This window comes from Microcoleus sp. S13_B4, from assembly GCF_036700885.1.
Classification (GTDB): domain Bacteria; phylum Cyanobacteriota; class Cyanobacteriia; order Cyanobacteriales; family Microcoleaceae; genus Microcoleus.
On the sequence record NZ_JAUBPU010000015.1, the window covers coordinates 64,239 to 89,060 of the forward strand.

Annotated in this window: 17 protein-coding genes; 8 read left to right on the forward strand and 9 right to left on the reverse strand. The window is 45.8% G+C overall.

What is annotated here, in order from left to right; translation table 11 throughout:
- Positions 1-76 precede the first annotated feature (76 nt).
- The 3 genes from QT994_RS11545 to QT994_RS11555 all read right to left on the reverse strand — a co-directional run bounded on the left by QT994_RS11545 (position 77) and on the right by QT994_RS11555 (position 2,410).
- Positions 77-355: a hypothetical protein gene (locus QT994_RS11545; protein WP_333174561.1), complete on the reverse strand. Its 279-nt coding sequence runs from the start codon at positions 353-355 to the stop codon at positions 77-79.
- A gap of 458 nt (positions 356-813) precedes the next feature.
- On the reverse strand, positions 814-1,266 hold the full coding sequence (locus QT994_RS11550) for a DUF3531 family protein (protein WP_333046970.1): 453 nt from the start codon (positions 1,264-1,266) through the stop codon (positions 814-816).
- Between the two features lie 127 nt (positions 1,267-1,393).
- Complete coding sequence (locus QT994_RS11555; RefSeq protein ID WP_333174563.1) at positions 1,394-2,410, reverse strand: Sll0314/Alr1548 family TPR repeat-containing protein; 1,017 nt, start codon at positions 2,408-2,410, stop codon at positions 1,394-1,396.
- Between the two features lie 372 nt (positions 2,411-2,782).
- Between QT994_RS11555 and QT994_RS11560 the strand changes: the two genes are divergently transcribed.
- From QT994_RS11560 to QT994_RS11570, 3 genes are all read left to right on the forward strand, one after another.
- On the forward strand, positions 2,783-3,448 hold the full coding sequence (locus tag QT994_RS11560) for an energy-coupling factor ABC transporter ATP-binding protein (protein ID WP_333046972.1): 666 nt from the start codon (positions 2,783-2,785) through the stop codon (positions 3,446-3,448).
- Between the two features lie 115 nt (positions 3,449-3,563).
- Complete coding sequence (rsmG, locus tag QT994_RS11565; protein ID WP_333174565.1) at positions 3,564-4,292, forward strand: 16S rRNA (guanine(527)-N(7))-methyltransferase RsmG; 729 nt, start codon at positions 3,564-3,566, stop codon at positions 4,290-4,292.
- A 25-nt stretch (positions 4,293-4,317) separates the two neighbouring features.
- Positions 4,318-5,103: an SDR family oxidoreductase gene (locus tag QT994_RS11570; protein WP_333174568.1), complete on the forward strand. Its 786-nt coding sequence runs from the start codon at positions 4,318-4,320 to the stop codon at positions 5,101-5,103.
- Between the two features lie 177 nt (positions 5,104-5,280).
- Here the strand turns inward: QT994_RS11570 and QT994_RS11575 are convergent, their stop codons facing one another.
- Positions 5,281-6,036, reverse strand: a complete 756-nt coding sequence (locus QT994_RS11575) for a Fe-Mn family superoxide dismutase (protein WP_333174571.1) — start codon at positions 6,034-6,036, stop codon at positions 5,281-5,283.
- Positions 6,037-6,250: 214 nt separating this feature from the next.
- On the reverse strand, positions 6,251-7,435 hold the full coding sequence (locus QT994_RS11580) for an aldo/keto reductase (RefSeq protein WP_445243897.1): 1,185 nt from the start codon (positions 7,433-7,435) through the stop codon (positions 6,251-6,253).
- Between QT994_RS11580 and QT994_RS11585 the strand changes: the two genes are divergently transcribed.
- A complete protein-coding gene (locus QT994_RS11585) occupies positions 7,395-7,553 on the forward strand; it encodes a hypothetical protein (RefSeq protein WP_333174635.1) in 159 nt (52 codons plus the stop codon). The two genes, QT994_RS11580 and QT994_RS11585, sit on opposite strands and share 41 nt — an antisense overlap.
- 151 nt (positions 7,554-7,704) lie before the next feature.
- On the opposite strand, the gene rpiA is transcribed toward QT994_RS11585, so the two are convergent.
- Positions 7,705-8,421, reverse strand: coding sequence for a ribose-5-phosphate isomerase RpiA (rpiA, locus tag QT994_RS11590; RefSeq protein WP_333174574.1), 717 nt, complete (start codon positions 8,419-8,421; stop codon positions 7,705-7,707).
- Positions 8,422-8,460: 39 nt separating this feature from the next.
- Between rpiA and QT994_RS11595 the strand changes: the two genes are divergently transcribed.
- Positions 8,461-12,918, forward strand: a complete 4,458-nt coding sequence (locus QT994_RS11595; RefSeq protein ID WP_333174577.1) for a tetratricopeptide repeat protein — start codon at positions 8,461-8,463, stop codon at positions 12,916-12,918.
- A 59-nt stretch (positions 12,919-12,977) separates the two neighbouring features.
- Here QT994_RS11595 and QT994_RS11600 read toward each other — a convergent pair whose 3' ends face one another.
- Positions 12,978-13,181, reverse strand: coding sequence for a hypothetical protein (locus QT994_RS11600; protein WP_333174579.1), 204 nt, complete (start codon positions 13,179-13,181; stop codon positions 12,978-12,980).
- Between the two features lie 50 nt (positions 13,182-13,231).
- Positions 13,232-17,197, reverse strand: a complete 3,966-nt coding sequence (locus tag QT994_RS11605; protein ID WP_333174581.1) for a PAS domain S-box protein — start codon at positions 17,195-17,197, stop codon at positions 13,232-13,234.
- 296 nt (positions 17,198-17,493) lie between these two features.
- On the opposite strand from QT994_RS11605, the gene QT994_RS11610 reads away from it, so the two are divergent.
- Positions 17,494-18,705, forward strand: a complete 1,212-nt coding sequence (locus QT994_RS11610) for an anion transporter (RefSeq protein ID WP_333174583.1) — start codon at positions 17,494-17,496, stop codon at positions 18,703-18,705.
- Positions 18,706-18,767: 62 nt separating this feature from the next.
- Here QT994_RS11610 and QT994_RS11615 read toward each other — a convergent pair whose 3' ends face one another.
- On the reverse strand, positions 18,768-22,358 hold the full coding sequence (locus QT994_RS11615; protein WP_333174586.1) for an alpha-mannosidase: 3,591 nt from the start codon (positions 22,356-22,358) through the stop codon (positions 18,768-18,770).
- Positions 22,359-22,540: 182 nt separating this feature from the next.
- On the opposite strand from QT994_RS11615, the gene QT994_RS11620 reads away from it, so the two are divergent.
- Together QT994_RS11620 and QT994_RS11625 are read left to right on the forward strand one after the other, a co-directional pair.
- Positions 22,541-24,508, forward strand: a complete 1,968-nt coding sequence (locus tag QT994_RS11620) for a hypothetical protein (RefSeq protein WP_333174588.1) — start codon at positions 22,541-22,543, stop codon at positions 24,506-24,508.
- 78 nt (positions 24,509-24,586) lie between these two features.
- A complete protein-coding gene (locus QT994_RS11625) occupies positions 24,587-24,703 on the forward strand; it encodes a photosystem II reaction center protein I (RefSeq protein WP_039887172.1) in 117 nt (38 codons plus the stop codon).
- The last annotated feature ends 119 nt before the right edge of the window (positions 24,704-24,822 follow it).

The following is a 24,822-nucleotide window of genomic DNA, read 5'->3' on the forward strand; positions in this document are numbered from 1 at the left end:
AACCAGCCCCGACGGCAAATATTTTAGGTGTAATTCTCCCCTATCAGGTATTTGTTTTTTGGTATTGGTTGAGTTATTAGCCTTCGCAGTAGTCGATAAATTTGTCTGGAACTAGGCGCAATTTGCCCGAACGAAAGCGCTCGATCGGCATCCAAAGTGCGGTAAATACCCACTCTCCGTCTGCCAAGGCTAGACTCTCCAATTGATAAAATTTGGGATCAACAAATTGGCATTGATAGAGTTGTATTAGTTCGTGTCCGGCTTGGCCATTAAAAATAAAAAAATTTTCCAAACAAGCCAAATATTTGATATTTGTTAACTCGGCTTGAATTTCTTCTTGAAACTCTCTTTGCAAAGCGTCGATGCTGTGTTGTCCGAATTCTATGCCACCGCCCAGAACTCGGTAAAATGTGTCTTGTTTGACCGGATCTTCGCATTCGGAGACGAAAATGCGATCGCCCGATCCGAACTAATCCTAAAACAATTACGCGAATTGTACCTTTTTGCATAATTATTCATCAGCCATCAGTCAGTCGATTTTAGATTTTAGATTTTGGATTGAGGATTGAGGATTGAGGATTGAGGAGCGTGAATTAAATCATTTAAATAAGCTGGTGGGATGGGCGTCTCGCCCATCCCACAAGAACAATCACGCATTGCAGTTTATTTAATTCTCATTCCTTACTTGCAGCATTGAATCTGGGAGGATGAACCTTAGTCTAGGGCTTATGGGAATTTAATTATTTAGGGTGCGGGTTCCGTACCTTACTATTGCAAGTCGCGAGGGCGGACACGGGGACACCGCCCCTATGGTTAATTATCAGCAGCAAAAGACTCTCGACGGCGACTGTTGTCAACGGGCCAGTTTCTATTTTCCCCGCCAATAATGAGTTTTTCAATCGTTACGAATTCTTTGCTGAGTTGCTGGAAAACATTAATCAAAACATCGAGGCCTATCGCATCGCTAGTGCCCAAATCAAACCAGCAGCGAGCCCAAGAACCTTGATACTCCATTTCTCCCATATTGTGCATCAACGCCATCATGCTTTGGTCGGCTAGATTAACATCGTAATTCATCTGACTGATATCTAAGCCTTCATCTTGAACTTGCAAATTTTCTGCATTAAATCCTCCCAGTTTTCCCAAGAAAAACCAAGAGTCAAACACTTCTTCAACATACTGTTTTTCACCGTTTGAAGGCACGTTGCTGAACTTCAGCCAAATCCAGAGGTCAAAGGGGTTAAACTCGCGAAACTCTACTTGCATCAATTTTATCAAAGAAAGGGAATGGAATTGCAGGAATTAAATTGTAGGAGAGAGGAAAATGGGGAGAGAGGGAAACAGGGAAAATTTTCCTCCTGACTCCTGACTCCGGACTTCCCTCTGACTCTTGTTAAAGTGGTGGTAAGGCCGTCGGCCCCCAGACTCCATCTGCATCTCTAATTTTATCGCGCATCGGGTCACAGTCGCGAGATTTGCTGTCGAGACGGTTACGGGTTCTGCACTGCTGAAAGAAGATTTCGGCTACTAAACTGCGCGGCAGTTGGTCGGGTTTTGCTAAGGCTGCGTCCAAGTTTTTTCGAGCTTCCTCAAGTAAGGTTTTGTTGCTCTCTTTCCCCTGGGATTGGGAAAACAAGATTTGTGCTTTGAGATAGAAAATTTCGGGATTATTGGGCGTTTCTGCTAGGGATTTGTTGGCAAACTCTAAAGCGCGATCGTACTTTTTCAAGTCTCGATAACCTAGTGCCATGCCGCGATAAGCTAAGTAGCGGGGAAAGGCTTTTTGCTCTAGTCTTTGAATTGCTTCGTTGGGATTGGAAAAGGGCAGGTTTGTGGCTAGCATTAAGTCCATGTAGCCTTTGATTAGGTTGAGTTCTGGGTCGTTCGGCGCTATTTTATCGGCGGCATCTAGGTATTGAAATACTACTCGCAGTTTGTTGAGTGCTTGGGGCGCGCCTTTGGCTGTTCCTTCTTTGGCTATAATGTTCGCCCCTTCTAGAAAGTGACCTGCTGCTGTGTAAATGTTGCCGCGCAAGGGATTGGTTTTCGTCAATTTTTCGCCGACTTCGCGGGTTTTTTGTGCGTAGGAATTCATCGAGTTTAAGTCCTGCTCGATGTATGATATGGAGGCTGCCATCGCATAGGCGAGCGGCTCGTTTGGTTCGGCTGATAGTGCTTGTTGAACTTGTGCTTTTGCTTGTTTGTAGTTTCCTTGCTGAAACATTGTTTTGAAAGCGGTTTCGGTGTTGGGTCCGATCGCCTGCGGGTTGCTGCTGCGAAAGGGATCGCCCGCTACTGCTGAGTTAATGCAGATGCTGAGGGCGATCGCTCCTGCACAGGCGATCGCCCGCACTGTCTGTTTAGAACTTAACATTTGCTTGCCAAGCGATGCTAAAGGGGTTTTCGTCATCGTCATTTCTCTCAATGTAATATACTGTAAACTAGAAACAAGAGAGTTAAATTTTTAGACTTTCGGGCCGCGAAAAAAAAAAGAGTGAAATTTGCTTGATTTTTTGTGGTTATTGAGGTATATTTTAATAATGGAAGTGTGACTTGTAATATATTAAACGACAGATTTCCATTATTAAAATATACCATGAAATAACACAAAAATCAAACGCCAATCCTGAAAAGAAATGAAACTCTTGTAAAGATTTATGTAAAATAATTGTGTTCGAGCGGCCCAAGCTAGAAACAAATCGCTGAGGCTGGGTAATTAATCCGTGTATCCTTGTCAAAATTCGTGTAGTGCCTTCCTTCTCCCCAATTACCAATTGCGTTAATGCTTTATCTAAAAAACTTAGTATATCATCCTACCGCCTGTCCGAATGCTATTCTGAAAAATATTAACTTAGAACTTCCATCGCAGCAAATGGGGCTGATTGTGGGTCGCAGCGGTTCCGGCAAAAGTACGCTATTAGAAATATTAGCAGGTTTAGCGGAAAAAACTAGCGGCGACATCCGCTGGCGGGAACAGGAATTAACACCGGAACACTTGCAACAGTTAGGAGGTTTAGTGTTCCAGTTTCCAGAAAGGCATTTTTGCGGCGGCACAATTTTAGAAGAATTACGGTTGGGTCATCCTGAATTGGGACAAGAACAAATTAACTCAGCAATGGCAGAAGTGGGACTAGGACATTTGCCACTGCGCGCTTCCCCCCACGCTTTGAGCGGCGGGCAACAGCGCAGGGTAGCCTTGGCAGTGCAGTTAATTCGGCAGCCCCATTTGCTACTTTTGGACGAACCGACGGCGGGTTTGGATTGGTCGATGCGCCGACAGTTGGTAAGCTTGTTGAGTAAGTTGAAAAGTCACTGGACTTTGTTGATTGTTACTCACGATGCTAGCGATTTGTTGAGCGTGGCCGATCGCTTTTGGACTTTAGATCACGGCGATTTGCAAGAGGTCGATCGGGCTAAATTAGAAGCTAAGGAAACGAGTTGCGTTTAAGTTTTTGGCGTTTCCAATGGTTTCCTGGCGAATAGAATTCGCGTCTATACAAACGAAGTCCGCCTACACAGAAAGAAAAAAGTGAGAATAGAACTAGATGATAAATGAGATTAAAATGCCTGTATTGCCCCAGATGAACGAGTTGTGGAAAAAAACGTTGAATTGGCAGCCGGATGAGTCGCAGCAACAACAATTTCAGCGACTTTATGAGTTAATTGTCGAGGGAAATCGCTCCTTGAATTTAACTCGAATTACTGAGCCGATGGAGTTTTGGGAAAAACATTTGTGGGATTCTTTGCGGGGAATTGCGAGACTGCTGCCCGCTAATCACAATTCGGCGGAAAATCCCGAATTGTCCGCCGGTTCGGTGCAGAAAGCGATCGACATTGGGACGGGTGGGGGTTTTCCGGGGTTGCCGATCGCGATCGCCCTGCCGCATTTATCAGTTACTTTGCTCGATTCTACGCGCAAAAAAATTACTTTTTTGGAAACAGTTGTGCCGTCTTTAGGGATAGAAAATGCTGTGACTTTGTTGGGCAGAGCCGATGAAATTGCCCGAGTGCCAGAGCACAAACAAGCTTATGATTTAGCAGTTCTCAGAGCAGTGGGAGCCGCTCCTCTCTGCGCTAAATGCGCGCTGCCTCTGCTGAAAAATGGCGGTTTGGCGGTACTTTACCGTGGGAATTGGACGGTGGAGGAAGAAACGGAGTTGCAAAGGGCGATCGAGCATTTGGGCGGTAAAATTGAGTCAGTCGAAGCATTCACAACGCCGACGAGTCAGGGGGCGCGGCACTGCGTTTACTTGCGGAAAGTTGTACAGCAGTTCGAGCGTCCCGTGCGCTAGCTATAGCCGTTTTTCAATACTAACTATGCTTGCCAATAAGATTGCACTTGTCACAGGTAGCTCGAAAGGAATTGGTGCTGGCATCGCCCTTGAATTAGCCAAATCGGGTGCAGATATTTGTGTGAACTATTGCGATTCTCCAACATCTGCACGAGAAATAGTCAACCAGATTCACTCAGTCGGGCGTCGCGCTATCGCGATTCAAGCAGATGTCTCACAGCGCGACCAAGTGGAAAGGATGGTCGATACGTGCGAGCAAGAACTGGGTCACATAGATATTCTAGTGACAAATGCGATCGCTAGCGTCCGAAATACCCTGCTGGAAACTAAATTTGAGGATTTACAGCGGACACTAGAAATAGGGGTGTACGGTGTGTTTCACATCTGTCAAATAGTTGCCCGCCGTATGGTGGAAAGGAAGGCCCAAGGCTCGATTATCCATATCTCATCCCCGCACGCTCATTTTCCGTATAAGGGTGCTATTGACTACAACACCACCAAAGCAGCCTGTCATCACCTCGTTCTTTCTATGGCCAATGAACTGATGTGGCACAAAATTCGGGTCAACATCCTAGAGCCTGGGTGGACTGATACTCCGGGGGAGCGACGCTGGTACAGCGACGAATTGCTGGAGTCGTTCAGCCACCGAATGCCTCTTGGCCGGATGGGATTCCCGGAAGACTTAGGGAAAGCAGCAGTTTTCCTGGCATCTGATGCGGCTGGCTACATCGCGGGTAGCGTGTTAAAGGTAGATGGTGGACTGTACATTGAGGGCAGCCCGAGTTTAACAGCAGAATCAGAAAATAAGTAGGTAGGCGGCATTAAACGAACCATCTAACAGTATGGAAACAGGGTTAAATCAGCCACGCTTAAGGCTCAGGATATTTTACAATCGTTTACTTAATTGCGTTTTAAAGCACCTACCTACTTAAAACAAAGTTTGTTGTTGGGCTGTCTGCGATCGATCGCAACAACAAACTTTGTGGAACTAGGCGCTAGCCTTGTCGTAGCGCTTGTTAATTTCCGCCCAATTAACAACATTCCACCAAGCTTTTAAGTAGTCGGCGCGCAAATTTTGGTATTTGAGATAATAAGCGTGTTCCCAAACATCGTTACCCATAATTGGATAGTTGCCCTCGATGAAAGGAGTGTCTTGATTTGCAGTAGTTGTAATCTCCAGTTTGCCAGCTTTATTGCGGACTAGCCACACCCAACCGCTGCCAAAACGCTTAGTGCCGGCATCGTTAAATTTTGCTTTAAAATCGTCAACACTGCCGAAAGTTTGCTTAATTGCTGTTGCAATTGCCCCTGTGGGTTCGCCGCCGCCGTTGGGACCCATGATTTCCCAAAACATACTGTGATTTAGGTGTCCGCCGCCATTGTTACGCACGGTTGTGCGAATATCTTCCGGCACTTTGCTCAAATCTCGCAGCATATTTTCAGCACTCATATTTTTGAGCTGCGGGTATTTGCTGACAGCATCGTTGAGGTTTTTAACGTAGGCGGCGTGGTGTTTGTCGTGGTGAAATTGCATGGTTCGCGCATCAATGTGCGGTTCTAAAGCATTGTATTCGTAAGGCAAAGGCGGCAGTGTAAAAGGCCCGGGGGTTTGGGCTATTTTTGGACTTTCTGCAACTGGGCTTGCTTGTGATACATTATTTCCTGACGCTTGGCAAGCACCTGCGGTAATAGCTCCGACGGTAGCAGTCACTAAATACAAGAAATCTCGGCGTTTAAGAGTCATAAAAAGTACCTAAGTGAATTATTAACTGTTTTATCTCAGATTAAAGCAAAATGCGAGTGAGTTGAGATAAAAAGTGCTATCGCCCGAATGGATGAGACGGATGGGCGATGGTTGTGAGAGTTTCTCAAGTATAGGCTAATTGTGTGCGCGTAACTAACTCACGTGCTCCGGTTCACTAATCCGGTTTCTGTCTCGAAACCGGGTTTTTTTTTGATTATTCTTGGGACAAGCGCTGGATGGCTTCGCCTCCAAAAAGCCGATCGGCTGCTTGAAGAATACCGGGAATTTTAGCCGCGTGGGGACTGTGGGCTAGACAGCGGCGCAAGTCTAATTCATCGAGGCGATCGGCTTTTTGGCCGGGGAACCAGTGACTGGCATTACCTAAGAGGTTGTAGCGCATCTTGCAATAGTCGATCGTATCGTAAGCCTGCGCTAAATTCCACAGCCACAGAATCACATAAATATTAATACCTCCAGGAGTATTTTCTATAGTTGGTAAACCGACGTGCCAAGTCTTAAACCAATCTTCTCCTAATTTATTAATTGCTGCATCTTCCAACCTGGCTAATATCGGTGGCAAAATTTCATCGACTTTATCTAACAATTCTACAGCTTTCAGATGTTCGTTAAAATCTTCAGGTTTGGCTGCGCCCAAACTCAAAGTGTGTACTTGCGGATGCGACAAGCAAAACAAATCGTTAAACACCATCGGACTCAGCGGATAGCACAAGTCGATTAATTTTTGTGGCGGGTTGTAAAGTTGACCGCCTTTGTCGGAAGGACTGATAATAAAAACGCCCATATCGTGACGTTTAGCAGCTTCAATAGCAGGCCAATTACTTTGATTGATGTAGTACCAGTGCAAGTTAAGATAATCAAATTGATTAGTTTCAATTGTTTTGACAATCACATCCGTCGGGCCGTGGGTTGAAAAACCAATAAACCGAACTTGGCCTTCTGCTTGCAATTTTTTCGCCACATCCATGCAGCCGCCTGGACGCATAGACTCCTCTAGCAATTCCCACGTATTAATGCCGTGCAGCGACAGTAAATCGACGTATTCCAGTTGCAAATAAGCTAAGGATTTCTCAAATTCTTCGCGAAACTCTTGGGAGTTCGGTTTGGGGCTAACTTTCGTTTGCACGATCAACTTTTCGCGGGGAAAGTTCGGCAAAAATCGCCCCAGTTGCATCTCGGAAGTGCCGTAACCGCGAGCAGTTTCTATGTGATTGATGCCGCATTCAACGGAGTAGCGAATCGTTGCTTCTAGATTTTGTTGATTGGCTGGTGGAATTTCATTGGCTGGTACGTCTTGCCATTTGTACTGATATCTCATGCCACCGCAGGAGAAGACGGGCATGGATAATTCTGTGCGACCGAATCTGCGATATTGCATCATAATCAAAGTCAAAGCTATAGCAGAAGGAAGTTCGGCAACGGATTATGTAACGGATGTAACGGATGTCAGGAATAAGGGAGAAGGAAGATGTAACAATCGCAAGGGTTTCACTGATTAATAACTTCTTAATAGTCTTGGCAGTTGCTATAGGGTAAGAAACCTTGTTTTTGGTATTTTTGCGAGTTGTAACTCGCATATTACCGCATTCTCCTGAACAGGCAAGATGCCTGTTCTACAAAGAGTTTTGGATCGCCCGTGGGCAGTCTTGACTATTTAGAAATCTCGCGTACTACTGGTTTTCCGTCTTGGATTTCGCCGACTAAAACCAAATCTGTACAGTTTACAAACAAACCATTTTCTAACACACCGGGAATGTTATTCAAGCTTTTTTCCATTTCTCCGGGGTTGGCAATGTCATCAAATTTGACATCAATTACCATATTACCTTGATCGGTAATTACGGGGCCTGCTTTTTTCACGCCCATGCGGAGTTCGGGTTTGCCACCCAATTTTTCAATGGCGCGCATCACTGGTGTTAATGCCATCGGTATAACTTCGATGGGTACGCGAAAAGTCGAACCCAATTTATCTACGATTTTGGAACTGTCAACTACTACAATAAACTGAGTGGCGAGGTAATCGACTACTTTTTCGCGGGTGTGGGCTGCGCCGCCACCTTTAATTAAGTTGAGGTGGGGATCTACTTCATCAGCGCCGTCAATAGCAACATCAATTCTGTCGATTTCATCTAGTGTTGTCAGCGGTACTCCGTATTGTTTGGCTAACACTTCTGATTGAAAAGATGTCGGTACTCCCTTGATATCTTTGAGTTGACCGGATTTTATGCGATCGCCCAACGCTTGAATAGTATAAGCTGTAGTTGACCCCGTGCCGAGTCCGACAATCATACCAGATTGTACGCGATCGGCAGCAGCAAAGCCGACTTGCTGTTTCATCAATTTTACGGGATCTTGTTCTGTGGTCATGTTCGGTACTCCTCAATAGTTTTAAGATTATACCATTTAATGAAAATCGGATTTCTCGATACTTATACTTGGGATTACAACATTGAAACTCCTTACCGCGAACCTTTGGGTGGCACTCAGTCGGCTATTTGTTACTTAGCTGAGGCGTTGGCTGCACAGGGAAACGAGGTATTTTTGCTCAACAATACTTCCGAGTCGGGGATATGGCGTGGCGTTGATTGCAGGCGCAGGGTGGGGGACAAATCTAATTTAGAATTGCTGCGATCGCTCGATTTTTTAGTTATAGTCAATATAGTCGGCAAAGCGCTGGAAGTTAAGCCACTTTTGGGGCATCAAACTAAGTTGATTTTGTGGATTCATAACGAACCGGGCTTTGTATTCCTCCAAGATTTCAATAATCACCGAGAAATCAATGCTTGCGATGCTTTTGTCTTTGTCAGCGAGTGGCAACGGGAGCAATTTCGCCAGCGCTTTGGCATTGAATTCCATCGCAGTTGTGTTTTAAGAAATGCGATCGCCCCTTGTTTTGCTAATATTTTCCCCGATAATATTCCTATCCTCTCTCATAAATCTCGACCGCCTGTTCTAGCTTACACTAGCACTCCATTTCGCGGACTCGATATTTTGTTAAAAGTCTTTCCCGAAATTCGTCAAGCTGTCCCCGGAACCAGATTAAAAGTATTTTCAAGCATGAAAGTACACCAAATAGACGACAATGATAACAAGCTTTTTTTTGGTCAACTTTACCGCCAGTGTCAGGAAACAGAAGGCGTCGAGTACGTCGGTTCCGTACCGCAACCCGAACTCGTCCGGCAACTGCGTTCAGTCGCGGTTTTAGCTTACCCGAATACCTATTTAGAAACCTCATCTATTGCCGTGATGGAGGCGATGGCCATCGGTTGCCGGATTGTGACGAGTGAATTGGCAGCTTTGCCGGAAACAACTGCTGGATTTGCCCGTCTAGTTTCAATGTCAGGGGTGGAAAATTTTGCATCGATAACTAATTGGAAGCGTGCCGGTAAACCAGATTGGGAGGGATATACAAGGCGGTTTTTAGAGGCGACAGTCGGAGTTTTAAAAGAGGGTGCGGGTGGGAGTGACGCAACTGCTGAAAATCATCTGAGACAGCAGGTAGAATATATAAATCGAGGGTGTATTTGGTCTGTGCGATCCCGAGAGTGGGTAGAATGGCTGAATAGTATTAGTGTAAAACCTGTAAGAGTGGCAGAGAAAATGATCGGGAATTCTTTAGTAGGTTTAGAGGCAGTGAGAGATTATTTTCAAAAGGGAAATTGGCTGAAAGATCGAGGTGATCTCGGTGGCGCAATCGAGAACTATCAGAAAGCTTTAGAGTTGAATCCAGGAGATGCAGAAGTTCATAAAAAGTTGGCGGAAGTTTATGTTTTGCAAGGAGGATTTGAAAAGGCGATCGCCTCTTGTAATGTCGCTCTTAAATTTCAACCCAATTTTGCTCCTGCTTACTTGACAATAGGCAATGCCCTGCACAGTCAAGACAAACTGGAAATGGCAATTCAAGCTTACTTGCAAGCTTTAGAAATTCAGCCAGAATTTGCTGAAGCCAGCGCGAATCTCGGCAGTATGTATTATAAGTTAGGGCAATTGGAACAGGCGGCCAATTATTACCAAAAAGCTCTTGCGATTAATCCTCAATTGTCTTCGGTTAATATGATGCTGGGCAGCGTTTTGCAGCAGCAAGGAAAGTTAGATGCAGCAATGGCTTGCTATCAAAAAGTGGTGCAACTGCAACCTGGAGATGCCAGCGCTGCTGAGAAACTATCGAGTTTGCTCGCACAAAAAGAGCGGGAAACTACTGACAGCAACTTTATCGAATTAGAAACAGAATCAGGCGAACAGCAACCAGTATCTGTCAACAAAGATGAAGGCTATGGCTTGCAGCCTTCGAGCATCAATTTGCCGCCAGCGCCCACCACTGAGACTTTAAATACTCCCTTTACAAACCCCGCCGAACTTTCCGAACAAGTTACCTCGCTCAATGTTCCAGATAGCGGACAAGTTGCTAATTTTCAAGAAGTAGAACCGTACAAAAAACTCGCCGAAAACTTTTTAGTTCAAGGTAAAATTAAAGAGGCGATCGCAGCTTGTCAGCAAGCGATAAAAATCCGACCAGATTTCATTCACGCTTATGTCACTTTAGGCAATGCCCTGCAAGCAGTAGGCAAAACTGAAGCTGCGATTCGATCGTATTCTCAAGCCCTAGAATTGCGGCCAAATTTTGCGGAAGTGCGCGCCAATATCGGCAGTATGTATTTCAAAATGGGGCGTTTGGAAGAAGCGATCGCCCATTACCAGCAAGCCATTGCCCTCAGTCCAGATTTAGCGGGCGCTCACTGGAACTTAGGGAAAGTATATCAGAAACACGGCAACATCGAAGCAGCGATCGCCTGTTTTAAAAGAACATCCGAACTCAACCCGCAGCTAGTCGGTGCAGACTTCCACTTTAACTTAGGTAATCGACTTTTCAGCCAAGGAAAGCGCGACGAAGCCATCGAATGCTACGAAAAAGCGATCGCCATTAAACCAGATTGGGCCGAAGCTTACGGTAACATCGGCAGCGCGCGATCGCAACAAGGCAATCTCGACGCCGCCATCGCTTACTATCAGAAAGCTGTAGCTTTAAAGCCGCAATTAGAAGTTTTGCACTTCAATATAGCCAATTCTTTTTTACAGCAAAACAAGTACGACGAAGCAATTACTAATTACCAAAATACTCTGAAAATCAAGCCCGACTGGCCGGAAGTTCACGCTAACCTGGGCAGTTGTTTTTCCATGCAGGGGCGGCTGGAAGAAGCTTTAGCCAGCTATCAGCAAGCCCTGGCATTAAAACCGGATTGGGCAGAGGTTTACTGCCGCATGGGACACATTCAGAAACAAGATAAGCCGTTGGAGGCGATCGCCAATTTTGAAAAGGCGCTCCAATGCAACCCCAAATTTAGCGAAGCCTACCAACAATTGTGCGACTTGCTAAGCCATTCCACCAACCTCGCCGGAGCCCGTAGCGTAGCCGACAAATACTGCGAAAACTGCGGCGAAAATGCCCCAATCATGTCAGCTACAGCCTACGTCTTTTCCTACCTGCAATCAGGTGTCAGCAAACAGGCCATTCAGAAACTCGAAGAAATCGAAAAACTCTGCTACGAAAAGGTCGAAACTTTTAGCGTAATCGAACTAAAACTGCTCTACGAAATCTTCCTGTTTGCAGTTTCTCACCTGCGAGACAACCGCGAAAAAAATGCCAGCTTCTACAGACTCATTGCCAAAGAATACTACCAAAAAGCCGTTCCGCAGCGCCAGCAAGTTAACAGAAGCAACCTAGCCAGTTACAAAACACAAGAACAGCGTCATTTAAAAATCGGCTTCCTTTCCAAACACTTCCGCCGCCACTCAGTAGGCTGGTGCAGCGAAGCTTTAATTCGCGAATTAAGCCACATCACCCCCCACGTTCACCTTTACGTCACCGGCAAACTCCACCGAGATGAAGTTACGCAGCGGTTTGAAGACATGGCGGGCAAGTTTTACTGGCCTAAAAAATATCCAAACGGCTTCGCTGATGGCGGCGAAATCCTCGCCGAAGTAGCGCAAGACGATTTAGATGTTTTAATAGACTTAGACTCGATGACAGTACCGACAAATGTCGAAGTGCTGTATCAATATCCTGCGGGAATTTGCGTTTCTTGGCTAGGATTTGACGCGCCTTACATTTCTGATAATCACTACTTTCTTTGTGACGAACACACTCACCCCCCTGGTGTAGAAAAAAATTATTTAGAACAGGTAGTAAGATTGCCTGTTTGTTCGGTAGCAATTGGCGCACTGCAAAGCATTCCGGTAAATCGAGAGGCGATTAGAAATGCTCTCGGAATTGGCTTGGATCAAATGACTTATCTGTGCGTCGCGCCAGGGAGAAAAACCAATCCCGAAATGGTACGAGCTCAAGTTAAAATCCTTAAGGAAGTACCAGATAGTTTGTTAATCCGCAAAGGTCAAGGCGACCCCGATATTATTCACAGCACTTACCGCGAAGAATGCGAAATTCAGGGAGTAGATTTTGGTCGGATTAAGTTTATAGGGCAAACCAGAAGTGAAGAAGAACACCGCGCTATTTATTATGTAGCTGACGTGCTTTTAGATTCCTATCCTTACAACGGCGGGACTCACAATTTAGAGGCTTTGTGGGCGAATTTGCCAGTGGTAACTCGATCCGGCGACCAATATCTTTCGCGCATGGGTTATGCTTTTCTGAAAAGTGCAAATCTTGATGTTGGTGCGGCGTGGACTTGGGAGGAATACACGCAGTGGGGAGTTAAGTTTGGCCGCGATGCTGGCTTCAGAAATGCGGTGAAAGAGCATTTAATAAAATCTAAGCAGCCAGAACATCTCGCACCTTTGTGGAATCCTAAAAAGTTGGCTGAGGATATGTATGAGGTGTTTCAAAAACTTTTGTCAGTTGACGGTTGACTGTTGACGGTTGACTGTTGACTGTTATTGGTTATTAGAAGGAAAAATTTCCGAATCTCTCACTCTGCCCCTCTTTCTGTGAAGTCTTGTAACAATCTTGGTGGAAATGCGTAAAAATTCCGCGCCGCATCTGATAGATAAATAGCTGATTCATAGTACCGCGATCGCACTAACTTTATGCCAGTTAGGGCGATCGCTTTTTTTGTGGTGCCAGTTTGAAAAAAGAATGCAACTGTAGACAAGCTCCAAACGACCAGCTTCATCAGTTATTCCCAATTCTAAAATCTAAAATCTAAAATAACCTGACTACTGACTAATCACTAATAGCCACTCGATCGCGCCCGCCAGACTTAGCTCGATACAGTGCCTTATCCGCAGCTTCAATCAACATTTTCGGGGAATTTTGACTTTGCGAAACGGCCGCAACTCCCATGCTCAGAGTCACGCAATCGCTGACAACAGACTTAATGTGGGGAATTGCTAAGGCTTTGACGCGGCTGCGGATTCCCTCAGCAACAGCCTGTGCAGCCACGATATCCGTATTGGGCAAAATTACCCCAAATTCCTCGCCACCGTACCTAGCAGCCAAATAGAGGCGTTCTGCAGGTGCGTTCGTGCAAGCATCTCCGATCGCCCGCGCCACTTGCTGCAAACAAGCATCCCCGGCTTGATGGCCGTAATTGTCGTTGTAAAGTTTAAAACAGTCAATGTCGCACATAATCAAAGATAGCGGTTCCGAAGAGCTCGACTGCTCCCATTCTCGGTTGATCACCTCGTCAAAACGGCGGCGGTTAGCTAGTTGAGTCAGACTGTCCAAATTCGCCAACCCGTCCAACCGCTGGTTGGCCGCCGCTAGCTGCTGGTAAAGTAAAGATTGTTCGATCGCGATCGCAACTTGAGTACCCAACTGACTCAGCAAATCCACATCAAACTGCTGCCACTGGCGGGGTGCCGAACAGTGGTGGGCAATCAGCAAACCCCACAACTTCGGCACTTGACAAGAACCGTTACCTTCCCTAGGTTCTATCCCCTGCTGGACAATCGGCACTACCAAATTTGCCTTCACCTGACACGCCTCCAAAAATTTAAGGTGACACTCGCTCAAATTAGAAGTGTGAATATCCTCTATGGCGCGAATGCGGCCCTTTAAATACTGTCCGATGTAAGTAGTGGCAAAACAGCAATCATCAATTCCCATCCCCTTGAGTGGAATCCATCCTTCTCCAACCGACTCCACCACCACATCTCCGTTCCAGTCGGGTCGGAAGCGGAAAACCAGCACGCGATCGGTTGCCAAAAACTCCCGCACTTCCGCTACTGTAGTGTTGAGAATATCTTGGATATCGAGAGAAGAACGGATGCGCGATTGAATCTGCCCGATCAGGCGTTCCCTTTCTATTTGTTGCCGCAGTGCAACTTGGGCTTGCTTACTTTGAGTAATGTCCCGGCCTTCGGGCAACAACAATACTATTTTGCCTGTTTCATCCGCGACAGGTTTGAGAGAAAGATCAACAATTGCCGTCCGATTTACACCTTGAACTTCCACTTCGTAGCGGACAAATTCGCCTTTTGCCGAGCGAGAAATCGCCTCTTGCAACTGTTCCTGAACTTCCTCAGAATCTCCCCACCAAGGCAATAGCCAAAACGGTTTATTTGCCACATCCCGTAGCTTAATTCCCGCGAAATCCAGAGAAGTTTGGTTAGCTTCCAGCAGAGTGCCGTCCGGTTTCAACAAGCTCACAAATTGGAAAGAAGAATCAAAAATTGCCCGAAAGCGCCTTTGAGAATCTCCCAACATTGCCGTTACCTTTTCGCGAGAGGTAATATCGCGGAAGCGCCACACCCTGCCAATAATATTTGGCCCGACTCGGATTGGCTGGGTGTAGCGCTCAAAAGTGCGGCCGTCTTTAAATTCGAGAATATCGCAACCTTCCGACTCTGCATCGCTATAAAATTCTTTAACTCTCTGCAAAAAAGCCCTCGGATCTTTAACTTGCTTAGTCAGAAATGCCAGCCGCACCGTTCTATCCATTGAGTTTCTAACTTCTTCATAAATTCCCCACATTTGGACTAACTTTTCGTTAAAACTAATCAGTTCTCCGGCGGTAGTAACGGCGAGAATGCCGTCGGCAGTTGCTTCCAAGGTAGCGTGCAGCAGAGACCGCGATCGCTCTAATTCTGCTACCGTCAATTTGCGTTCCGTGAGGTCTCGGACTGCTTTCACCTGTACTAAACGACCTTCCCACAATACGAATTTGCTGCGAACGTCAGCGGGGAAAGCAGTTCCATCTCGCTTGAGAAAAATAGTTTCACAGACTGTATTACTGGCCGCCGAAATCATTTGCGGCGCCTGTTTGTATGATTTCGGCGACAGTAGTTCCAGCAAGCTCATTCCCACCATTTCCGCAGGTTCGTAACCGAAAAGTTGGGCAAAATTACTGCTGACGCTCAAAATTGTGTCCCTGTCAGCCACGGCAACTGCTTCAAAATAAGCTTCGCATTCGAGCAAGCGCGCTGCTGAGTGGCTGCTGCCATTTTCGCCAGAGGAGTAGCTGTTGTTAATTAGCTGTTGCAGTTGCGTATTTGCCGAGTACAAAGCGGTCATGGCTTGCCTGTACATAGCAGTACGTTTGTCAACTTTTTCTGCGAGGCGATCGCGATATTCTCGCAGTTCTTTTTCGACTCTAATTAAATCAGTAATATCTACTGCAAACACGATTACACCAGCGACTTTACCTGTTTCATCGCGGTAAGGTATTTTATCTGTCCGCACCCAGCATTTTTGACCCGAGACAGTTGGTAGCAGTTCGACTTTGCCCTGTTTGGGAAGGCCAGAATGGATTACTTCCAAATCTTCTAAATAATATTGCTCTGCTTCGTCTGGATAGATTTCATAAAAAGATTTACCTTCTAATTGAGCTGCCGGTAGACCTCTTGAGGCTGCGGCCGCTTGATTAATTCGCAGCAGGCGGCTTTCGGTATCTTTGTACCAAATCATCGCCGGCACGGAATCAAAAATAATTTGCTGTTCTTGTTGCTGCCGACGTATTTCTGCTTCTGCTTGTTTTCTTTTAATTATTTCTTTTTGCAGTTTTTGGTTGGCTTTTTTGAGTTCAGCAGTGCGTCTTTCTACTCTCTCTTCTAGTTGATCGTAGTATTGGGTGAGCAAGTTTTGCTGCTGTTCGTGCCTTATTGTTTCTAATTTTAACTTTTCGCTAGCTGACAAACTTGAGGATACAAAGTCTGCTAATATTTGGATAAATTCGTGTTCTTCTTCCGTCCAATCACCGTCGGAACCGTGGCGTTCGGCGCTGACTATTCCCAACCTTTGACCTGCCAGCACAATCGGTACGTTTAACAGGGAAGTCGTGTCCCGATCTGCAAAATAAAGACCTACAAGTTCTTGTGTTCTCGGGTCATTTTCGGCGGACACCGTTGCGATCGCACTTGCGGATTTTAAAGCTTGAAAATATGCCGGACAGTCGGCGGCTGTGATGATTATTTGTACGGAATGGAGTTTAGTATTTTGTTCGTAAAGGTCGATGCAGTGAAGCTGCGTTTGGTCTTCGCCGTACAGCCAAATACTGGCTCGATCGCAGTTGACAATATTGACAGCGGTTTCAGTTACTTCGCGGATGAATTCTTCTAGATTGTTGCGTTCTTTAAGTTGACTTTTGGCTAATTTTGCGATCGCCCAAGTTGGACTACGCCAATTTTCTTCTCTGTGCTTGGGCTGCGCCGATAGCGTGGATGACTGCGAAGCAGCATTAATTTCTTCGCAAACTAACAGTACCGCCGGCCGTTGGAAATTGGCAAGTGTACGACCATTAGTGTTTTCCTCTATTTTCCAATCTACCGCAGGCATTGCGCGCGCGGTTGCTTTTACCCAGATAATCCTGCCGTCTTTGCAAGTCAAGCAGCCTTCCCAACAGGCAACTGTTGGAGTTTGCTTACCGTTTTCCTGCTGTGCCAATCCGGCAAATTCACTTTGCATTTTTCCTTGATATTGGCAGGAAAATATGTTAAAAATTGAATGACAAATTAATTCCTGCGATTTGTAGGCTAGTCTCGCCTCGCCGAATTGATTGAGGGAAAAAACTCTTCCCAAAGCGTCTAGAACAAAGTAAATGCCCGGAAAATTGTCGTAGAGAGTTCTATACCAATCCAGTTCGACTTGTTGGCTGCACGACTGTTTGGCTGCTGCGAACTCGCCGTCAGTGCGGGTCAAGTGAGAGTTGGTGGTTTCTGGGTTGCTTGAATTAATTTTTTTAGCAAACACTTTTGGCTTAACTCGACTGTAATTAATTTTACTTTCTGGAATTTAACTTTCTTGTGAAACTAAATTAAACCTGTTGTTTAAAAAAAGTTACAAGTTGTAACAAAATTACAGCTTGTCCAGCGTGCTGGTTTTCGCTTCCCCATGCAACCACTTTGTTTGTTTGTAGTTGGTAGACCGTCTCTCGGCAATATTTCCCGCTAGTTGCAATGCCAGCAGGTTTAGCTACAATTACTCGGTCTGTACTTTTAGCATCCTAGACAATGGAAAAAAGCGGCAATCAATAGTTTTAAGTATATATGATAACACTCAAATATCTAGTATTGGGACTGACCTACTTGGGATTCGGTTTGGGATATTTGCCGGGGTTGCGAATGAACCGGGCGGCGGTGGCAATTGTCGGGTCAGGTTTTGCGGTGGCTTTGGGGATACTCGACCTGAAAACTGCTTGGGAGGCGATCGACCCCAATACGATCGTTTTTTTGCTGGGAATGATGATCGTTAATTCGGCTTTGGGAGCATCGGGTTTTTTTCAACTTGCTTTGGAGTTTTTAACTAGCTTTACTCGTTCTCCTTTCGGCATTATGGTGGCCGTTACTTTTGGCAGTGGCATTCTATCGGCATTTTTTCTTAACGACACTACTGCTATTTTGCTGGCCCCTTTAACACTCAGTCTGACTCGCTCTCTGTCTCTCAACCCTATCCCTTATCTTTTAGCTTTAGCCGGAGGAACTAACTTAGGTTCGGTGGCGACTGTGAGTGGGAATCCGCAAAATATTCTCGTCGGTTCTTTTTCGGGAATTAGTTATTTGGAATTTGCCCAGTCTCTCGCACCAGTAGCTTTAATTTGTTTGCTGGTTCAAGTAGCTTGGCTATACTTGCTTTATCCCGAAGTGCGTTCTTGCAAATCTTTGCCGGAGATTACTCAAGTCCGGTATCGTTTGTTCAAGCCTTTACTGGCAAAAAGTTTATGGGTGACAGCAGGACTTTTAGTAGCTTTTTTGGGGGGAGCACCTTTAGCAGAATCGGCCTGGATAGCTGCCAGTATATTGTTAATTACTAGGCGTGTCAAGTCCGATCGCATTTTGCAAGGCGTTGACTGGAATTTGCTAGTAATGTTTGCGGGATTGTTTGTGGTGACTAAAGCAACTCAACAACTGGGTTTGTTGGACAATTTAACTAATTTGACTAATACGCCGCTGAATTTGTTGGGAGTAACAGTAATTCTTTCTAACTTAATTTCTAACGTACCGACGGTGTTAGTTCTGCAATCCGTGATTGTCAAAACAGATACACAAGCTTGGCTGTTGTTGGCGGCGGGTTCTACTCTGGCGGGGAATTTAACTTTGTTGGGTTCTGTGGCTAATTTAATTGTAGCTGAAGTTGCAGGGAAATCAGGTGAGCGTTTGACTTTTAAGGAACATTTACGGTTCGGGCTGCCCCTGACTTTCGTTACTTTGGGAATAGCTTATTTTTGGCTTGAATTCGTAGAGCGATCGACAGTACCCTAAATTTACCATTTAACCAGCCAATAATCCCCTCATCTCTTCCCTTCCCCTTCTTCCTTCGCGTCCTAGCGCTTACGCGCGGCTTCGCCTAACGCGCCTTCGCGGTTCGTTACAACTCCAAAACTCGCGATTTTCCAAGGCTCTATCTTAAATCCTCGCCCTTCCGGCAGCTTTTCAGACCAATTGGCCGGTCGTTCTAACAAATCTACTGGCTCTACAATTTCTAATCCCAAATCACTATTCAATTCTAGCAGAGCCTCTTTCCCCTCGAATTCACAACACCGCAAAATCCACACATTAGAATTTTCTTCCGACTGTTTAAACGCCATCAACACTAAATTGTCTGCCGACAAATCCAAGAACTTACCCACTGCGGGTAAACTCTTGTTCCGATTTTCTCCTAACTGCGGCAACACCTGTACTAGCAGCGGCGAATTCAACTCATAACCGCGCCGAACTGTGCCGGCGTCGTGCCAATTTCCAGCATGGGGATAGACTGCACAAGTAAATTCCGAAACTCCTACATCTGCTTGTTCATCCGGCCAAGTCGAACCCCGAAGCAAAGTCAAGCGAATTTGATTCGGTTGAAGGTCGCAACCGTATTTGCAATCATTTAGCAAACTCACTCCAAAACCGTCATTGCTGATATCAGTCCAGCGCAAAATCGGCACTTCCCATTTGGCTTTTTCGGCGGGTGTTTGTGGTTTGGTGGTGCGGGCGATCGCACCGCCGGGAATTTCGCAAGTTGCAAAATCTGCTTCTACATTTAACCCAAAGGCTGCTTTTACTAAAACGTGAGTTTCTTGCCAATCTGCAACTGTCTTGATTTTCAGCAGTGGCGAACCTATTTCTACTATATAATCTTGGCAAAACTCCGATTTGCCAATTTGTCGGATTACGCGCAAACTCTGCCGTATTTCTCCCTCCTCTACCCAAGCAATCTCTTTGAGTGTGACCGCAGGTAACTGATGTTTTTCATAATTTGGATCGATGTTCCAAGCATCCCAATATTGACCACTGTCTTGAAATGCTTGCAGTTGATTGCCGCCTGCTGCATTCAGGACTTCTCGGTTATTTACTTTATCCCAAATGCTGGATAAATCCCCGGTTTTTCCGTCTACGGTTGCCAGAATAAATTCATTTTCTAAAACCATTTCTGCGGCTGCAAAATGCGTTTCTTGACTAACTGTGTTTTTTTCTGCTATACCGTATGTAAGTTTTGATAACCCTGTCTTTTTTTCGGTTTCTGGACTCGCGGACACATTATCCACAGTTTGATCGTCTTCGCGACACAGCCAAAACACCTGGTAGCCAACGGCGGGGATATTATTTGCCGAAAATAACAGTGTAGAGTGCGATTGCGGTCGATCGCCCTTTTCCATCTGCGACCCCAATCGCTGTCCTGAAAAATCGTAAATTTGCCAAGCTGAATCAGCAGCATCGGGAAGCGGTACGGCGACAACCTCAGAGCGCGACCAATTGAGAGTATTGAAAATAAAAATCGGTTGAGCGTCGGGCTGCGGGGGATTCGGGAGAGAAATTTGAGCCGAGATTGCATCCAAAGATTTTAGCAGGATTTCGCGACAAGTGCGATCGACCTCAGCAAAAGCTAGATTAGCATCCGCGTAGACTTGGGCGATCGCAGAACCGGGCAAAATATCGTGAAACTGGTTAAACAAAATTTGTTTCCAAGCTGATTCTAATTCTGATTTCGGATAAACTGCACCAGTACAAATCGCGGCCAGCGAAGACAGCAACTCCGCCTGGTAGAGCAATTCTTCGCAGCGACGGTTTTGCCGTTTTTGGTCGCCGTGAGTCGTGTAGCAACCCCGGTGGAATTCTAAATAAAGTTCGTCTTTCCAAACCGGAAGAGTTTTGAGTTGTGAGAGCGGAGGATTTGCATCCTTCATTGCCGACAAGTTTAACAATTCTCGCGCCCGCAAATTCTCCTGATTGTCCGATTCTGGAACATCCATTTCCTGCGAAGTTTCCGCAACTTCAGGCAAAAACTGACTCTCAATCAAAGACAAATAATCAACTGCTTTCGCAAACTCCAACTTCGGGAAAAAAGGCGACATTTTCCAGCGTTTCGCCACCTCCAACATATCACGAGTCGGGCCACCGCCGTGGTCGCCAACCCCAGGCAACCAAAGAGTATCTTGCAAATTAGTTTTAGCTTGCCAGTCAAAAGCATGACTTGCCATTTTAACAGAGTCTATACTTTCGCCAATTGGAGCAGACATCATGCTAAATATTTTAGTACCGTCCAACCCTTCCCACCAAAACGCACCGTGGGGAAATTCCGTTGTATCATTCCAACGCAACTTTTGCGTCACAAAATAATCAACTCCACCTTGCCGCAAAATCTGAGGTAATTGCCACCCAAAACCGAAAGTATCCGGTAGCCAAGCTACCCGCATCAATTCGCCAAATTTTTCTTTTGCGTAACGCTGTCCGTAAAAAACTTGCCGCACCATTGATTCAGCGGAAATCAAGTTTAAATCCGGTTCTACCCACATCCCGCCGACAACTTCCCAGCAACCCGCCGCCACCTGTTTTTTAATCGCTGCAAATAAGTCGGGCCGATGTTCTTCCATCCAAGCATAAAGCGCCGGAGTTGAATGACAGAAAATCAAATCGGGAAACTCCGATTGCAATTTTAATACCGACTCAAAAGTTCGCTCTGCCGCTTCCCAAGTTTCCGGGACAGGCCACAGCCAAGCTAAGTCTAAATGAGCGTGACCCACCAAATAGATTTTACTTGTATATATAGATGTTCGATCGCCACTTTCTCCTATATATATATATGTAGCGTTGCTATTTTCTCCAACCTCAAAAACCCCCTCCCTTATTCCTCCCTCTGCGGCCTCTGCGGCCTCTGCGCTTCCCTCATCTAAACCCCCAGAAAAAGCCCGCAGATATCCCAGTAAATGGTGCCGCAAAACAGACAGCGAGCGATCGAACTTTTCGCGATCGCCCACCGCCGACCAATCAATCAAATCCATCGCCAAATCAATCTCCGATTTCAGCGTTTCCCCCTTGACAAACATGGGATTCTTTGCTAGTGTTTCGGTGGACAGGTGTTGGGAATTTACATTTTCTAAATTTCGAGTTAGCGAATTTTGCAAAATCTCTAATTCGGCAGCCACAAAACCCGGATCGAAACAAGAAGAGTCAGCAGCTTCGTACAAACAAATCGATCGCACTAAAGCACCGCTATCGTGACCCGGACTTACCAACCGCAAAATTACTAAAAATTCATCTCCGGGATTGGCCGACGAACTCAACAAAACTCGATCGGCAAAATCAAATAAATCTCCCTGTCCGACTAACTCGCCGTTCACAAAAATTTGAGCATCTTCTGCCCACCAAGTCAAACCCAGCAGCAACCGCAAACCACGCACAGGATAGCCGTGCAAATTGTCAGGAATTACAAATTGCTGGCCCAAATACAAAACTTGCTTCCCAGACGGCCAAGCAATATGTCCTTTGCTGTTAAGTTCAGCAACAGGGCTGTTACAAATATTTACCGAAGATAAAGCCGAGTCAGAATCGCAGTACCTCCAACCAGACTGAACCTCCACTTGGCTGAGGTGGCGCAACTTCTCGACAGTGGCAGAAATATTGTTGCTAGCAGGTGACACAGAAGCGCTCATATTTCGCTAAAATAGGAATTGTGTATTAATCAAAAATCGGATTGAACCGCCCCGACGCAAAGGACGCGAAGAAATAAAGGTTTCAGAGGGTTTGAAGCTGCGATTAAGATCTCGCTTTGATTTTACAGCACTATTCAGCAATTCCGGCGCGAAGCAAAAATCTGAATTCAATAATAAAACTTATGTCTAACGGTTACTACGGCCCCTACCAAAGCCGACTATTAAATTTTATATCGAAACAGTCCCGCCAAGTCGCTGACAATTGCGATCGAACTTGGCGTCAAATTAAAGGAGCAACTCTCACCGCCACCCAAATTCTGCTTTATCCAGCTTATTTGCTGGTGCAAAGTTCCAGAATGCTGGGCCGACAGTTGCGGGAATCAAGTCAAAAAGTAGATTTACCTGAACTGCAAGAATTTGTGGGGGACGAAAATCCCGATGGGCCACAAAATTGGTATCAGGGGGAAATTTCCGAGGAAAGTTCGATCGCCGAAATTTTGCACCTTGCCGAAAATTTGCTAAACTCGTCGCAAACTGCCAAAACTTTAGCCAGCTTCCCGCTGTTAATTAATCAGGGAACTGCTGCTAACAATTTACATCCGACAATCAATTTTAGCGGACAAACCGCAAAGCATCAAACAATTTCCGTCTTAGAAAACCCGCTTGCTAAAACTCAATTAACACCGAAACCGAAAGTTGAGGGAATTGCCAGTTTTATACCAGCCCGCACTTTAGTATTGGTCGGAAGAGAAAATCACATATTAGATATTTTGACACCCGAACAGCAGGAACTGCTCGAAGGTCGCATAACTTGGGAAGTAGCAAACTGTGAGCCAGGGCGGCGGGAAATTACCCAAAAAGAATTAAAATTTAATCTCGGTTTGGAGTCGGCAGCAAAAAAAGCGCATTTGCCACCGGTGCGTCGTTTTTGGGAATTGATGGCATGGCTTCAGACGAGCCCGGTTGCTCTCAAAAGAAATCAGTTTGGAGAATCAATCCTCGCAGTTAAAAAATCGATCGACCGCAATGCCATCCTAGTCCAAAAAGCCCGCGCCCAGATTGAATCAAAAACCGCACAGCAGTCAATTGCAGCATCCACTTCAATCGACCACAATACCCCAAAACTAGAAACTAATTTTAACAGCAAGTTCGCTCAACCCCCTACTCCTCTCTCCTTTGTTACATTACTCGATCGCGCCGCCGTCAACCTCGAAGAATTTACCCTGCCACCATCGGCAAAAACAATCGCCGCACCCATAGAAAACTCTGGAGTAAAAATCGACACATCCGGCACGGAAACCAATTTAGATTTTTCAGCCCGCGACATCCTCGAAAAATACGCTCGAAACATCGAACAAGTGATTTGGTCGTCAGTAGACCACCTTCTGGGCAAAGAAACGGCAGCGAGTGATAATACGGAGAAATCAGTTGCAATTCAGTATTATTTGAAACAGCGACAAGAACAAGAAAACACACAAAAAAGCCCAGAGGTCGATCGACCGTGGCTGAACTGGCAAGACTTATTCGGGGAATCAGAACCGCAGCATTTAATCGAGGGAAGTTCCGAACCCCAGGCAGCACAAGCCCGTCCAAAAGTCAAGCAAGAAATGGCCGAATTAGGAGAATTGGCAGAAGGTCGATCGACCGCAGTCTCAATATCCCCGTACCCAGAAGCACTTCACAGCCTGCTGGGGCAGCTAAAACAGAGCTTGCTGACAAAAAGCTCAAAAAGTCAACCCCAAACAGCATCTGATTTATCTGATTTAGCAGTTACTCAAAAAAATAGTTCTGCACTCGCAGCAGAATCAACCCCAGGGCGCGCACCGGAAACCCAAGTGCCAAAAAACACAAACCCGAACACCGCACAAAACAACCAACCCCCAGCAGCAATCACCGCGCAAACTAGCAGATACACCGCCGCAACCCCCGCCCCAGCCGAACCAAAAAATCCCAGCGCAGGCGTCCCATCCGATGGAGACTACTTAGAAACAAAAGCAGAATCGATGGGATACATTAAGCACCCGTTAGAACAAGTGCTCGAATGGCTCGATCGAGTTATGCTGCGGCTAGAAAACATCGCCGAGCAACTATGGAATTGGACCAAAATCAACTTGCCAAAAATCCTCAAAAGCAAAGAGAAAATTGACTAATCTTTAGCTTATGATAAAAAAGTTGCTGCAACAGCAGCAAATCAGCTCAGTATTAGGCCATCTTTGGAGACTCCCACAGTGTTAACCCTCAAAATCGTAGTTAATGTAGTTGTTTTATTTTTTGTTTCCCTGTTCATATTTGGATTTTTGTCCAATGACCCAGCCCGGAACCCCAACCGCAGAGACATGGAATAAACAAGTTATCCCGCCCGGTGGCTGGGGGCACGCCACCGCAGCCCCCCAGCCAGTCCGCAAACCCGCAAAAATTAGTTGAACAAAACTTGACCTCGCACCATCCGCGAGGTTATCTTGTG

Coding starts and splice junctions, on each gene's coding strand:
- QT994_RS11550 (WP_333046970.1), bottom strand. CDS start 1,266: ATGCAAGTAGAGTTTCGCGAGTTTAACCCCTTTGACCTCTGGATTTGG.
- QT994_RS11555 (WP_333174563.1), bottom strand. CDS start 2,410: ATGACGAAAACCCCTTTAGCATCGCTTGGCAAGCAAATGTTAAGTTCT.
- QT994_RS11560 (WP_333046972.1), top strand. CDS start 2,783: ATGCTTTATCTAAAAAACTTAGTATATCATCCTACCGCCTGTCCGAAT.
- rsmG (WP_333174565.1), top strand. CDS start 3,564: ATGCCTGTATTGCCCCAGATGAACGAGTTGTGGAAAAAAACGTTGAAT.
- QT994_RS11570 (WP_333174568.1), top strand. CDS start 4,318: ATGCTTGCCAATAAGATTGCACTTGTCACAGGTAGCTCGAAAGGAATT.
- QT994_RS11575 (WP_333174571.1), bottom strand. CDS start 6,036: ATGACTCTTAAACGCCGAGATTTCTTGTATTTAGTGACTGCTACCGTC.
- QT994_RS11585 (WP_333174635.1), top strand. CDS start 7,395: ATGGATAATTCTGTGCGACCGAATCTGCGATATTGCATCATAATCAAA.
- QT994_RS11580 (WP_445243897.1), bottom strand. CDS start 7,435: ATGATGCAATATCGCAGATTCGGTCGCACAGAATTATCCATGCCCGTC.
- rpiA (WP_333174574.1), bottom strand. CDS start 8,421: ATGACCACAGAACAAGATCCCGTAAAATTGATGAAACAGCAAGTCGGC.
- QT994_RS11595 (WP_333174577.1), top strand. CDS start 8,461: ATGAAAATCGGATTTCTCGATACTTATACTTGGGATTACAACATTGAA.
- QT994_RS11600 (WP_333174579.1), bottom strand. CDS start 13,181: ATGAAGCTGGTCGTTTGGAGCTTGTCTACAGTTGCATTCTTTTTTCAA.
- QT994_RS11610 (WP_333174583.1), top strand. CDS start 17,494: ATGATAACACTCAAATATCTAGTATTGGGACTGACCTACTTGGGATTC.
- QT994_RS11615 (WP_333174586.1), bottom strand. CDS start 22,358: ATGAGCGCTTCTGTGTCACCTGCTAGCAACAATATTTCTGCCACTGTC.
- QT994_RS11620 (WP_333174588.1), top strand. CDS start 22,541: ATGTCTAACGGTTACTACGGCCCCTACCAAAGCCGACTATTAAATTTT.